The following is a 12,742-nucleotide window of genomic DNA, read 5'->3' as shown; positions in this document are numbered from 1 at the left end:
AACCCGCAACCCGCAGGCCGCACCCGCAGGCCGCAACCCGCAGGCCGCAGCCGAACGACTGTGGCCGCCACCCGTAAGCCGCAAGCCGGAGCCTCCCGGAGGCGGGCCGGTGAGCCGCCTGCTCAGTCGAGCGGGTGGGCGGCCAGCAGGTCGCCGAGCCTCTCCTCGTGCGCCGACGCCGGGCCGAGCGCCAGCTCCAGGTGCTTGGCCCAGGCGTGGTAGCGGTGCAGCGGGTAGTCGGTGTCCGCGCCGAACCCGCCGTGCAGATGCTGTGCCGTCTGCACCACCCGCCGTACCCCCTCCGCCGCCCAGATCTTCGCCACGGCGACGTCCCCGGCGGCGGGCAGCGGCCCCGGTGCCCCGGAGGCGATCCGCCACGCGGCCTGCCACAGGGTGGCCTCCATGGCGCGCAGGTCGATGTACCGGTCCGCGGCCTGCATGGCCACCGCCTGGAACGTCGCGATCGGGTGCCCGAACTGTTCCCGCTTCCCGGTGTAGTCGCCGGTCATCCGCAGCACCCGCTCACCCAGCCCGAGCGCCAGCGCGCACGTCCCGGTCACCAGCAGCGCCTGCAGCCACTCCCAGGCGCCGTCGGCCTCGATCACATCGCCCGGCTCGACCCGCACCGATCGCAGCCGCAGCTCCGCCAGCCGCTCACCGCTGGTGGAGACCTGCTCGGCCGCCACGACCCCGTCCGCCTCGCGCGGCACCAGCGCCAGCACGGTCCGGCCGGCAGCCGTTGTCCCCGTGCACGCCGGTACGACGACCAGGTCCGCGTCGTACGCCCACGGCACCGCCGTCTGCACCCCGTCCAGCAGCCACGCCCGTCCGTCCCGGCGCGCGGTGACGGCCTGCTCCGCCGGGTCGTGGCCGGTACGTCCGTGTGCCGCGACGGTCAGCACCAGCTCGCCGCGCCCCGCCCGGTGCAGCAGACGGGCGGCCAGCTCGGGGCCGCCGTGGACCTGCACGGCCGCGGCGGCGGCGCTGTGTTCCAGCAGCGGCACCCGCGCCAGCACCTGGCCGGCCTCGCGCAGCACCAGACACAGCGCGATGGGGTCGAGGCCCGCTCCGCCGTGCGCCTCGGCCAGCAGCAGGCTCAGCAGGCCCGCGTCGGCGAGCCGGGACCACAGCGCCCGGTCGAAGCCCTCGGCCACGGCGCCGAGGGTGAGCGCCGGACTGGGCACCGCGTCCGGCACCACCCCGGCGAACACCCCCCGCGCCGCCTCGGATGCCGCCAGCTGCTCCTCGGTGAAGGTGAAGTCCACGGCCTGTCCTCCCGGCGGGTCCGGTCATCTGACGGTCCGTCAAGATAGAACAGGTTCTAGAAGAAGGGAACGGTGGCGTCAGCGGTCGAAGTCGAGCTCCACCATTTCGGTCAGCGGATGCGACTGGCAGGCCAGTACGTACCCGCCTTCCGTCTCCTCCGTCTCCAGCGCGAAGTTGCGGTCCATCCGCACCTCGCCCTCGACCAGGAAGGCCCGGCACGTTCCACAGACCCCGCCCTTGCAGGCGTAGGGCGCGTCGGGGCGGTTGCGCAGGACCGTCTCCAGCAGTGACTCGCCGTCCCGCACCGGCCAGGTGCCGCCGCGGCCGTCGAGCCGGGCGGTGACGGTGCTGTGCGTGTGCGCGGGTGCCGCACTCATGGCCGCCGGCGCCGACCCCGCGTCCACGTGGAAGATCTCCTCATGGATGAGGTCCCGCGCCACACCCAGTCCGCGCAGCGCCCGCTCCGCGCCCTGCACCAGCCCGTACGGCCCGCACAGGAACCAGCCCGCCACCTGTTCCACCGGCAGCAGCGCGGGCAGCAGCCCGGCGAGCCGGTCCCGGTCGAGCCGCCCCGACGGCAGGCCCGCCTGCTGCTCCTCCCGGGAGAGCACGGTCACCAGCTGAAACCGCTGCGGATAGCGGTCCTTCAGGTCGGCGACCTCCTCCAGGAACATCGTGGACGCGGCCGTACGGTCGCTGCGTATCAGGCAGAACCGGGCCGCCGGCTCGCGTGCCAGCAGTGTGGCGACGATGGACAGCACCGGGGTGATGCCGCTGCCGCCGACCACCGCCGCGTACAGGCCCGGCGCCGGTTCGAGTGTGAAGCGGCCCGCCGGGGTCATCACCTCCAGCTCGTCCCCGACGCCGATCTCCTTCAGCGCGTACGTCGAGAAGGCCCCGCCGTCGACCAGCCGCACCCCCACCCGCAGGCGGTCCGGGCCGTCACCGGCCGGGTCGGGGGCGGGTGAGCAGATCGAGTACGTGCGCCGGATCTCCGTGCCGTCGGTCCGGCGGCGCAGCGCGAGGTGCTGGCCCGGCGCGTGCCGGTACTCCTCGCGCAGCTCGGGCGGGACGGAGATGGTGAGGGCGACGGAGTCGTCCGTGAGCCGGTCGACCGCGGCCACCGGGAGCGGGTGGAAGCGTGCCATCACAACTCCTTGAAGTGGTCGAACGGTTCGCGGCAGGCAAGGCAGCGGCGCAGCGCCTTGCACGCGGTGGAGGAGAACCGGCTCAGCAGCTCGGTCTCGGCCGAGCCGCAGTGCGGGCAGCGGACCGGTTCGGTCGCCGGGGTGTCCTGTGCGCGGGTCGGGCCCAGAGTGAGCGGAACCGGGCCGTCGTCGTGCCGCACCCTCGGGGGAGCGATTCCGAACTCGCGGAGTTTCTCGCGCCCTTCCGGGGTGATGTCGTCGGTCGACCAGGCGGGGGCGAGCACCGTGCGGACGGTGACCTCGCGCATGCCGTGGGCGCGCAGCACCCGCTCGATGTCGAGACTCATCGCCTCGACGGCCGGGCAGCCGGTGTAGGTGGGGGTCAGGTCGACCTCCACCGCGTCGGTGCCGTGCACGTGCACCGCGCGCAGCACGCCCAGCTCACGCAGGGTGAGCACGGGCAGCTCGGGGTCGGGCACCGCCCCGGCCAGCTCCAGCAGCTCCGCCTCCAGGGCGGTGTCCGTCACCATGTCGCCCCCGGATGGCTGCGGTGCAGGTGCTGCATCTCGGCGAGCATCCGGCCGAACGGCTCGGTGTGCAGGCCCTGCCGGCCGGCGCCCGCCGACCAGGCGCCGGTGCGCGGGCCTTCCGGGACGGTCAGACCGGCCCGGCCGAGCACGTCCGTGACCGACGTGAGCCAGTGGTCCTCCAGGGCCGGCCAGTCGGTGTCCAGGCCCTCGACCGGCTGGAACATCTCCCCGGTGAACCGCCACAGCGCGTCCGAGGCCCGCCGCATCCGCTCGTGGCTGGTCTCCGTGCCGTCGCCGAGCCGCAGCGTCCACTGCTCGGCGTGATCGCGGTGGTAGGCGACCTCCTTCACCGCCTTGGCGGCAAGCGGTGCGAAGGGACCGTCACCGGCGGCGAGTTCGCCGTAGAGCAGCTGCTGGTACGTGGAGAAGTAGAGCTGGCGGGCGATGGTGTGCGCGAAGTCGCCGTTCGGCTGCTCGACCAGCTGGAGGTTGCGGAAGGCGCGTTCCTCCCGGAGGTAGGCCAGTTGGTCCTCGTCGCCGGCCAGCGACAGCAGTACCCGGGCCTGTCCGAGCAGGTCCAGGGCGATGTTGGCGAGGGCGACCTCCTCCTCCAGGACGGGGGCGTGCCCGGCCCACTCCCCGAGGCGGTGGGAGAGGACCAGGGCGTCGTCGCCGAGGGCGAGCGCGGCGGTCACCGGGACGGTGCCGTGGCCGGTGGCGGTCACAGGTGCTTCACCCCTTCCGGGATCTCGTAGAAGGTCGGGTGGCGGTAGGGCTTGTCGGCGGCCGGCTCGAAGAAGGGGTCCTTCTCGTCCGGCGAGGTGGCGGTGATCGCGGCGGCCGGTACCACCCAGATGGACACGCCCTCGCCGCGGCGGGTGTACAGGTCGCGGGCGTTGCGCAGGGCCAGTTCGGCGTCGGGCGCGTGCAGGCTTCCGGCGTGGGTGTGGGAGAGGCCGCGCCGGGAGCGCACGAAGACCTCCCACAGGGGCCAGTCGGTGGTGCTCATGCTCGCGTCGCTCCCGTCTCACCGGTGTCGCCGGTGTGCTTGGCCGCGTATGCCGCGGCGGCTTCCCGTACCCAGGCGCCCTCGTCGTGGGCACGCCTGCGCTGGGTTATCCGCTGGTCGTTGCAGGGGCCGTTGCCCTTGAGGACGTCCCAGAACTCGGTCCAGTCGATCGGGCCGAAGTCGTAGTGCCCCCGCTCCTCGTTCCACCTCAGCTCGGGGTCGGGGAGGGTGAGGTCCAGGGACTCGGCCTGGGGGACACAGATGTCCACGAAGCGCTGGCGCAGTTCGTCGTTGGAGTGGCGCTTGATCTTCCACTCCATCGACTGGGCGGAGTGCTGGGACTCGTCGTCGGGCGGGCCGAACATCATCAGTGACGGCCACCACCAGCGGTCCACGGCGTCCTGGGCCATGGCGTGCTGCTCGGGCGTGCCCTTGCTGAGGGCCAGCAGCAGCTCATAGCCCTGGCGCTGGTGGAAGGACTCCTCCTTGCAGATCCGCACCATCGCGCGGGCGTACGGACCGTAGGAGCAGCGGCACAGGGGGACCTGGTTGGTGATCGCGGCGCCGTCCACCAGCCAGCCGATCGCACCGACGTCGGCCCAGGTCAGGGTCGGGTAATTGAAGATCGAGGAGTACTTCTGGCGGCCGGTGTGCAGTTTGTCGAGCAGTTCGTCGCGGCCGGTGCCGAGGGTCTCCGCCGCGCTGTACAGGTACAGGCCGTGGCCGGCCTCGTCCTGGACCTTGGCCATCAGGATCGCCTTGCGGCGCAGCGAGGGCGCGCGGGTGATCCAGTTGGCCTCCGGCTGCATGCCGATGATCTCGGAGTGCGCGTGCTGGGCGATCTGCCGGACCAGGGTCGCGCGGTAGGCGTCGGGCATCCAGTCGCGCGGTTCGATGCGCTCGTCGGCGGCCACGGCCACGTCGAAGGCGTGCTGATAGGCCGCCGTGTCGACGGTGTCCGGCGCGCCGTCCGCCGGTGTTCCGGCCGTGCGCTGCGCGGCTGCTGTGGCCATGCGGTCCCCCTGACCTCGGGCTCTGCGGTGAGCACTGTCCGTTCGCTTCGTCCCGACCGATCGTTCGGTCCATGCGCATCCATGGTGTGCCGGGCCGCCACGGGGTGTCAACCGCTGTGGAAAACTCGGCGGAGCAGCCTGTGGACAGGGCCCCGAGCGGGCCGGAGGCACGCCGGGCGGCCGGCGTGCGGCCCCCGGGCGGCCGGGCGGCGAGGGCCCCGGGCCGTGCCGCGTGGCGAGGACCACCTCCGTCGGCCCGTACCCGGGGCTGCGCCCGGTGCCCGGGGCTGAGTACCGTTCCGTGCGAGCGCCCCGACGTGGCGCTCGGGAAGCCTGCGGCGCCCGCGACGGCGCCGCGCCACCGGGCCGTCCCGCTCGGCCGAGCCGCTGAGGCGGACGGCCGGGCCGAACGACCGAGCTGAACGACCGAGCTGAACGACGAGCTGACCGTATGAGCCGAGACGGGGGACGGGACGGAATGGACGCGTACGACGAGGACTCGCGGGGCCCACAGGCCCTCGACGGGTCGGCCGGGACGCGTCTCCCGGAAGAACCCCCGGAGCGCGCGGGGGGCCCGGAGCGCCCCGAGAGCCCGGAGCGCCCGGAGTGCCCGGAGTCGGATCCGCCGTCCCCGCCCCGCGCCGGCGTCGCCGCGCTCTCCCCCCGCTACCAGATCGCCGCGGCGCTGGCCCTCGCCGTCGTCGGCGTCGCCGGCTGTGTGCACCTGCTGATGGTGTTCCTCAGCCTGGCGCCCGCGAACACGGTGACGAAACAGCACGGCCAGGCGGTACAGGACTGGGTCTATCCGGAGTTCGAGCAGAACTGGAAGCTGTTCGCCCCCAACCCCCTCCAGCAGAACATCGCCGTACAGGTCCGCGCCGAGGTGCGGATGCGTGACGGCGGCCTGCGCACCACCGGGTGGACCGACCTGTCCGCCCAGGACGGCGCCGCCATCGACGGCAACCTGGTGCCCAGCCACACCCAGCAGAACGAGCTGCGCCGGGCCTGGGACTTCTTCGCCTCCACGCACGGTGCCGACAACCGTCCCGTGGGCATGCGCGGCTCGCTGTCCGAGCAGTACCTGCGCCGCATCGTGGTGATGCGCCTGTACCGGGACGATCCGACGAGCCGAGGAGGCGTGATCCAGCGCGTGCAGGTCCGTTCCAGCACCACCAATGTGCGGCCGCCGTCGTGGAGCCGTGAGCAGATCTCCGTCAAGCCGGTCTACCGCCTGCTGCCCTGGTGGTCCCTCACGTCCGACGAGGCCGCGGGAGGTGTGCGGTGAACGGTCCCTCCCTCCCCTTGTCCCGCGGTATCGCGCGGGTGACCGAGGCGGCCCTCGGGCCGTACCAGAGCGCCGTCATACGGATCGGCTTCGCCGGTACCTGGCTGCTGTTCCTGCTGCGTGAGTTCCCCCACCGCCAGGAGCTGTACGGTCCCTCCGGGCCGTGGGGCTGGAACCTCGCCAAGGAGCTGACCGGCGACAACCACGCCTTCACGGCGCTGCTGTGGTCCGACGGACAGCTCTGGTTCGAGTGCTGCTACGCGCTGGCCGTCCTCGCCGCCGCGGCCCTGATGCTCGGCTGGCGCACCCGGACCGCCTCCGTGCTGTTCATGGTCGGCGTGCTGTCGCTGCAGAACCGCAGCGTCTTCGTCGGCGACGGCGGCGACAACGTTCTGCACCTGATGTCCATCTACCTGGTCTTCACGCGCTGCGGACAGGTGTGGTCCCTCGACGCCCGCCGCGCGGCACGCGACGCCGCGGCACGCGCGCGTGGGGCACACGTGCCCGCCGACCGGACGGGGCCGGTGCTGTGGGCGGTGCTCGGCCTGGCTCTCGGCACGGCGACCCTGACCGGGCGGTTCGACGGCGACTGGCTGGTCCCGACGCTGCTGTGGACGTCCTGGGCGGCCCTCGGCCTGTGGTGGGCCGTCGGACGCCGGGAGGCCTGGCGCGAGCCCCGGACCCTGCTGGACGTGCTCGCCAACGTCCTGCACAACGGAGCCCTGGTCGTGATCATGGCCGAGGCGTGCCTGATCTACGCCACGGCCGGCTGGTACAAGATCCAGGGCTCGCGCTGGCAGGACGGCACCGCGGTCTACTACCCGCTGCACCTGGACTACTTCTCCCCCTGGCCCGGACTCGCCGACCTCATGTCCTCCAGCGGCACGATCATGTTGATCGTGGCCTACGGCACGGTCATGGTGCAGGTCGCCTTCCCGTTCACCCTGTTCAACCGGCGGGTGAAGAACGTCCTGCTGGTGCTGATGATGACCGAGCACGCGGTGATCGCGGTCGTCCTCGGCCTGCCGTTCTTCTCGCTGGCGATGATCGCCGCCGACGCGGTCTTCCTGCCGACGTCCTTCCTGCGCCGGCTCGGCGATCTGTCGGCACGCGCGCGGGGACGGCTCGCCCGGCACCCCGGCCGTACGGTCCCGGCGCCGCGCTCCCCGGAGGAGAGCACGGCCGACCACGTAGGGTTCACCGCATGACCGACCCGCTGAGCGGCTGGCGTGCGCACGCGGAGGGGGCCGTCTTGCTCGACGGCTTCCACGCCCTGAAGCACGCGCTGCGCTTCGGCGCCGAGGTGCCGTTCGCCGTCACCACCGACCGGGCGGCCGCACTGGCCCTCGCCGAGGAGCTGGCCGGGGACGTACACGCCACTCTGGACGACCTGCTGACGGAGGTGTCCGAGCAGGAGTACGCCACCCTCGTGCCGCGCCCCCATCCGACCGGCGTGGCCGCCCTCGCGGTACGGCCGTCCCGCGAGGCCGGTCTGCGCGCGCTCGCCCGTACGCCCCGCACCGCCCCCGTCGTGGTCCTGGACAACCCGCGCAACCTGGGCAACGCCGGCGCCGTGATCCGGCTGGCGGCCGGCTTCGGGGCGACCGGCGTGGTCACCACGGGCACGCTCGACCCCTGGCATCCCACAGTGGTACGCGGCGGCGCGGGCCTGCACTTCGCCACCGCCGTGGAACGCCTCGCTGTCGCCGAGCTGCCCGCCGGACCGCTGTTCGCCCTTGATCCGGAGGGCGAGGACATCCGCGGCGTCCGGCTGCCCGACGACGCCGTGCTGGCCTTCGGCTCGGAACGCACCGGCCTGTCGGCACAGCTGCGCGCCCGCGCCGACCATCTGCTGGCACTGCCGATGCGCCCCCAGGTCTCCAGCTACAACCTGGCCACCAGCGTGGCGATGGCGCTCTACCACTGGAGCGCGACCGGGGGCGCACCCGCCGCCCAGGGTCCTTGCGGGAGGACCCTGGGGCCTCTCCGGAACCCCTAGGCCTCCCGTCGCACCTCCACCATCCGGAAGCGGTTGGCCACGAACGCGCTGTCGGTGAGGGCCGCGTTCGCCGCCGGGTTGCCGCCCGAGCCGTGGAAGTCGGAGAAGGCGGCCGTCTGGTTGACGTAGACCCCGCCGGTGAGGTTCAGGGAGAGCTGGGCGGCCTCCTCCAGGCAGACCTCCTCGACGGCCCGTTCGGTCCCGGCGTCCGTGGTGTACGCGCCGACCGTCATCGCGCCCTTCTCCCGGACCGTACGGCGCAGCAACTCCACCGCGTCCGTCACCGAGTCGACGGCGACCGCGAAGGAGACCGGGCCGAAGCACTCGCTCATGTAGGCGGCCTCGGCGTCCGGCTTGGCGCCGTCCAGCTTGACGATGACGGGGGTGCGGACCACCGCGTCCGGGAACTCCGGGTTGGTGATCTCGCGGGAGGCCAGGGCGACCTCGCCGAGACCGGCCGCGGCCTCCAGGCGCGCCTTGACGTCCGGATTGACGATCGCGCCCAGCAGGGCGTTCGCGCGCGCGTCGTCGCCGAGCAGGCCGTCGACCGCGCGGGCGAGGTCGGCGGTGACCTCGTCGAAGGTCTTGGGGCCCTGGTCGGTGCCGATGCCGTCGCGGGGGACGAGCAGGTTCTGCGGGGTCGTGCACATCTGGCCGCTGTACAGCGACAGGGAGAACGCCAGGTTGGACAGCATGCCCTTGTAGTCGTCCGTGGAGTGCACGAGCACCGTGTTGACGCCGGCCTTCTCCGTGTAGACCTGCGCCTGGCGGGCATTGGCCTCCAGCCAGTCACCGAAGGACGTCGAACCGGTGTAGTCGATGATCCGGATCTCGGGGCGGGTGGCGAGGGTCTTGGCGATGCCCTCGCCGGGGCGCTCGGCGGCCAGGGCCACCAGGTTCGGGTCGAAGCCGGCCGCGGCCAGCACGTCCCGGGCGGCCTGGACGGTCAGCGCGAGCGGCAGCACCGCGCGCGGGTGCGGCTTGACCAGGACCGCGTTGCCGGTGGCCAGGGAGGCGAACAGGCCCGGGTAGCCGTTCCAGGTCGGGAAGGTGTTGCAGCCGATGACCAGGGCGGTGCCGCGCGGGACGGGTGTGAACCGCTTGGTGAGGGTCAGCGGGTCGCGCTTGCCCTGCGGCTTGGTCCACTCCGCCGTCCCGGGCGTGCGGACCTGCTCCGCGTACGCGTAGGCGACCGCTTCCAGGCCGCGGTCCTGGGCGTGCGGGCCGCCGGCCTGGAACGCCATCATGAACGCCTGTCCGCTGGTGTGCATGACGGCGTGCGCGAACTCGTGCGTCCGGTCGCTGATCCGCTTCAGGATCTCCAGGCAGACCACCGCCCGGGTCTCCGGCCCCGCGTCCCGCCAGGCCCGCTGCCCGGCCCGCATCGCCGGAAGCAGCACGTCGACGTCCGCGTGCGGGTACGTCACGCCCAGCTCGACGCCGTACGGCGAGACCTCGCCGCCCACCCAGTCGTCCGTGCCGGGCTGGCCCAGGTCGATCCGGCTGCCCAGCAGGGCGTCGAAGGCGGCCTTGCCCGCCGCCGCGTCCAGGCTGCCGTTCTCGCCGTAGGCCTTCGGGTGCTCGGGGTGCGGGGACCAGTACGCGCGCGTACGGATCGCTTCGAGTGCCTGGTCCAGGGTGGGCCGATGCTTCTCGATCAGCTCGTGCGCGGTCAGTTCGGCGGCCATGCGGGACCAACTCCTCGTCTGGAGAGCTCTTCGTCGAGTCCGTGACCTGGGCAGGGGCTGCCAGTCAGAGATAGAGTAACCGAACGATCGGTCGGGACAAGGGGGTCCGGCGCATCTGTGGAAAACGCCGTGCGGGAGGATCGCGCACATGACAGCACTCGACCTCAGCAGCCCCGTGGCCGTCGTCGGCACCGGCACCATGGGTCAGGGAATCGCCCAGGTCGCGCTGGTCGCCGGCCATCCCGTGCGGCTGTACGACGCCGTTCCCGGGCGGGCCCGGGACGCGGCCGGAGCGATCGGCGCCCGCCTCGACCGGCTCGTGGAGAAGGGCCGGCTCGCCGCTGACGACCGGGACGCGGCCCGTGCCCGCCTCAGGCCCGCGGACGGCCTCGCGGAGCTGGCCGACTGTGCCCTGGTCGTGGAGGCCGTCCTGGAGCGGCTGGACGTCAAGCAGGAACTCTTCGGCCGGCTGGAGGAGATCGTCGCCGAGGACTGCCTGCTCGCCACCAACACCTCCTCGCTGTCGGTGACGGCCATCGGCGGCCCGCTGCGCCACCCGGGCCGTCTCGTCGGCCTGCACTTCTTCAACCCGGCGCCGCTGCTGCCGCTGGTCGAGGTGGTCTCCGGGTTCGCCACCGACGTCACGTCGGCCACGCGCGCGTACGAGACGGCCCGTGTCTGGGGCAAGACACCGGTGGCCTGCGCGGACACCCCCGGCTTCATCGTCAACCGCATCGCCCGCCCCTTCTACGCCGAGGCGTTCGCCGTCTACGAGGCGCAGGCCGCCGACCCGGCGACCATCGACGCGGTCCTGCGCGAGTGCGGCGGCTTCAGGATGGGCGCCTTCGAACTGACCGACCTGATCGGCCAGGACGTCAACGAGTCCGTCACCCACTCCGTGTGGCAGTCCTTCTTCCAGGACGTGCGCTTCACCCCCTCCCTGGCCCAGCGGCGGCTGGTGGAGTCGGGCCGGCTCGGCCGCAAGAGCGGGCGCGGCTGGTACGACCACGCCGACGGCGCCGACCGGCCCGAGCCGCACACCGCCGACAAGGAGCAGCCGCCCGCCTACGTGGTCGCCGAGGGCGACCTGGGCCCGGCGGCCGGGCTGCTCACCCTGGTCCGCGAGGCGGGCATCCAGGTCCGCGAGGAGGACGAGGACAACGGCTCCCGGCTGGTGCTGCCCAGCGGCGGCCACCTGGTCCTCGCCGACGGCCAGACCTCCGCGGAGTTCCGGGACGTCGTCCACTTCGACCTCGCCCTGGACTACCGCACGGCCACCCGGATCGCCCTGTCCGCCTCCCAGGACACCTCGCCGCACACCCTCGCCGAGGCGACCGGGCTGTTCCAGGCCCTCGGCAAGGAGGTCAGCGTCATCGGGGACGTCCCCGGCATGATCGTCGCCCGCACGGTCGCCCGGATCATCGACCTCGCCCACGACGCCGTCGCCAAGGGCGTGGCCACCGAGGAGGACATCGACACCGCGATGCGCCTGGGCGTCAACTACCCGCTCGGCCCATTCGAATGGGACCGCCGGCTCGGCCGCGAGTTCGCCTTCGACATCCTGGACGAGATGCACGAGCGTGACCCCTCCGGACGCTACGCGCCCTCCCTCGCGCTCTACCGCCACGCGTACGCCATCGACAAGCGGGAGGGCTCCGTATGACCACCGCCAGACGCGACACCTACACGCCCGAGACGCTGCTCTCCGTCGCCGTGCGGGTCTTCAACGAGCGCGGTTACGACGGCACCTCCATGGAGCACCTGTCCAAGGCGGCCGGCATCTCCAAGTCGTCGATCTACCACCACGTCAGCGGCAAGGAGGAGTTGCTGCGCCGGGCCGTCAGCCGTGCCCTGGACGGCCTGTTCGCCACCCTGGACGAGGAGCACGCGCGCGTGGGGCGGCCCGCCGACCGGCTGGAGCACGTCGTGCGCCGCATGGTCGAGGTGCTCATAGCCGAACTGCCCTACGTGACGCTGCTGCTGCGGGTGCGCGGCAACACCGAGACCGAGCGGTGGGCGCTGGAGCGCCGCCGCGACTTCGACCACCGCGTCGCCGAGCTGCTGAAGGCGGCGGCGGCCGAGGGTGACGTGCGCGGTGACGTGGAGGTCCGCCTGGCCACCCGGCTGGTCTTCGGCATGATCAACTCCATCGTGGAGTGGTACCGGCCGGACGCGCGGGGCGCGAGCGGCCGGGAGGTGGCCGACGCCGTCGTCCGGCTGGTCTTCTCGGGGCTGCGCGAGGCCTGACCTCAGGTGTCCGGCTCCAGGTCCTCCTCCTCGAACACCAGCAGCGTGCGGGTGCTGAGCACCTCGGGGATCGCCTGGAGCCGCGTCAGCACCAGCTCGCGCAGCGCCCTGTTGTCGGGTGTGTGCACCAGCAGCAGCACATCGAAGTCGCCGCCCACCAGGGCGATGTGCGAGGCGCCGGGCAGCAGCCTGAGCCGTTCGCGGACCGTGCGCCAGCTGTTCTGCACGATCTTCAGCGTGATGTACGCGGAGGTGCCGTGGCCCGCCCGCTCGTGGTCCACCCGGGCGCTGAAGCCGCGGATCACCCCGTCCTCGACGAGCCGGTTGATACGCGCGTAGGCGTTGGCGCGCGAGACGTGGACGCGTTCGGCGACGGACCGTATCGAGGCCCGGCCGTCCGCCTGCAGGATCCTGAGGATGTCCTGGTCGATGGCGTCCAGCGGACGCGGCGGCGCAAGCGTGACACGTTCCTGCGGCTCTTCGGCCATTTGTTCAGGCTCCATGTCCCCCCGCTCCCTCGCCGTGGACGTCCTGCGTTCATTCCAGGCTGTGCAGAA

The 12,742-nt window shown here is 72.6% G+C and carries 13 protein-coding genes; 5 read left to right on the top strand and 8 right to left on the bottom strand.

Annotated elements, in window-relative coordinates; genetic code table 11:
* Positions 1-122: 122 nt before the first annotated feature.
* The 6 genes from AB0B40_RS08760 to paaA form a co-directional block, all read right to left on the bottom strand.
* Entirely contained in the window at positions 123-1,265 is a 1,143-nt protein-coding gene (locus AB0B40_RS08760; RefSeq protein ID WP_345047298.1) for an acyl-CoA dehydrogenase family protein, read from the bottom strand.
* Between the two features lie 78 nt (positions 1,266-1,343).
* The gene (locus tag AB0B40_RS08755; RefSeq protein WP_362263584.1) at positions 1,344-2,414 is read right to left on the bottom strand and encodes a 2Fe-2S iron-sulfur cluster-binding protein; all 1,071 of its coding nucleotides are present in this window, start codon (positions 2,412-2,414) and stop codon (positions 1,344-1,346) included.
* Positions 2,414-2,944 carry a 1,2-phenylacetyl-CoA epoxidase subunit PaaD gene (gene paaD, locus AB0B40_RS08750; protein ID WP_345047300.1) on the bottom strand — a complete coding sequence of 177 codons (531 nt, stop codon included), beginning with the start codon at positions 2,942-2,944 and terminating at the stop codon, positions 2,414-2,416. The genes AB0B40_RS08755 and paaD overlap by 1 nt, the downstream gene beginning before the upstream one ends.
* Positions 2,938-3,639 carry a 1,2-phenylacetyl-CoA epoxidase subunit PaaC gene (gene paaC, locus AB0B40_RS08745; protein ID WP_345047436.1) on the bottom strand — a complete coding sequence of 234 codons (702 nt, stop codon included), beginning with the start codon at positions 3,637-3,639 and terminating at the stop codon, positions 2,938-2,940. Before paaC ends, paaD begins: the two co-directional genes overlap by 7 nt.
* 26 nt (positions 3,640-3,665) lie before the next feature.
* Positions 3,666-3,953, bottom strand: coding sequence for a 1,2-phenylacetyl-CoA epoxidase subunit PaaB (gene paaB, locus AB0B40_RS08740; RefSeq protein WP_345047302.1), 288 nt, complete (start codon positions 3,951-3,953; stop codon positions 3,666-3,668).
* Positions 3,950-4,966, bottom strand: coding sequence for a 1,2-phenylacetyl-CoA epoxidase subunit PaaA (gene paaA / locus AB0B40_RS08735; protein WP_345047303.1), 1,017 nt, complete (start codon positions 4,964-4,966; stop codon positions 3,950-3,952). Before paaA ends, paaB begins: the two co-directional genes overlap by 4 nt.
* Positions 4,967-5,444: 478 nt before the next feature.
* Here paaA and AB0B40_RS08730 point away from each other — a divergent pair, with 478 nt between their 5' ends.
* Genes AB0B40_RS08730 through AB0B40_RS08720 form a run of 3 tightly spaced genes read left to right on the top strand, consistent with a single transcriptional unit; the run spans position 5,445 to position 8,250 of the window.
* Positions 5,445-6,251 carry a DUF5819 family protein gene (locus AB0B40_RS08730; protein ID WP_362263612.1) on the top strand — a complete coding sequence of 269 codons (807 nt, stop codon included), beginning with the start codon at positions 5,445-5,447 and terminating at the stop codon, positions 6,249-6,251.
* On the top strand, positions 6,248-7,459 hold the full coding sequence (locus AB0B40_RS08725) for an HTTM domain-containing protein (protein WP_362263583.1): 1,212 nt from the start codon (positions 6,248-6,250) through the stop codon (positions 7,457-7,459). Before AB0B40_RS08730 ends, AB0B40_RS08725 begins: the two co-directional genes overlap by 4 nt.
* Positions 7,456-8,250 carry a TrmH family RNA methyltransferase gene (locus tag AB0B40_RS08720; RefSeq protein ID WP_345047306.1) on the top strand — a complete coding sequence of 265 codons (795 nt, stop codon included), beginning with the start codon at positions 7,456-7,458 and terminating at the stop codon, positions 8,248-8,250. The genes AB0B40_RS08725 and AB0B40_RS08720 overlap by 4 nt, the downstream gene beginning before the upstream one ends.
* Here AB0B40_RS08720 and paaN read toward each other — a convergent pair.
* A complete protein-coding gene (gene paaN, locus AB0B40_RS08715; protein ID WP_362263582.1) occupies positions 8,247-9,938 on the bottom strand; it encodes a phenylacetic acid degradation protein PaaN in 1,692 nt (563 codons plus the stop codon). The two genes, AB0B40_RS08720 and paaN, sit on opposite strands and share 4 nt — an antisense overlap.
* Positions 9,939-10,086: 148 nt before the next feature.
* Between paaN and AB0B40_RS08710 the strand changes: the two genes are divergently transcribed.
* Positions 10,087-11,601, top strand: coding sequence for a 3-hydroxyacyl-CoA dehydrogenase (locus AB0B40_RS08710; protein ID WP_362263581.1), 1,515 nt, complete (start codon positions 10,087-10,089; stop codon positions 11,599-11,601).
* Positions 11,598-12,185: a TetR/AcrR family transcriptional regulator gene (locus AB0B40_RS08705; RefSeq protein ID WP_345047310.1), complete on the top strand. Its 588-nt coding sequence runs from the start codon at positions 11,598-11,600 to the stop codon at positions 12,183-12,185. The genes AB0B40_RS08710 and AB0B40_RS08705 overlap by 4 nt, the downstream gene beginning before the upstream one ends.
* A gap of 2 nt (positions 12,186-12,187) precedes the next feature.
* On the opposite strand, the gene AB0B40_RS08700 is transcribed toward AB0B40_RS08705, so the two are convergent.
* On the bottom strand, positions 12,188-12,688 hold the full coding sequence (locus AB0B40_RS08700; RefSeq protein ID WP_362263580.1) for an Lrp/AsnC family transcriptional regulator: 501 nt from the start codon (positions 12,686-12,688) through the stop codon (positions 12,188-12,190).
* Positions 12,689-12,742 lie beyond the last annotated feature (54 nt).

This window comes from Streptomyces sp. NPDC042638 (genome assembly GCF_040647235.1).
GTDB classification, from domain to species: Bacteria; Actinomycetota; Actinomycetes; order Streptomycetales; family Streptomycetaceae; genus Streptomyces; species Streptomyces rameus.
Note: the sequence above shows the minus strand (reverse complement) of the source record. Positions and strands in the feature narration are given on the sequence as shown.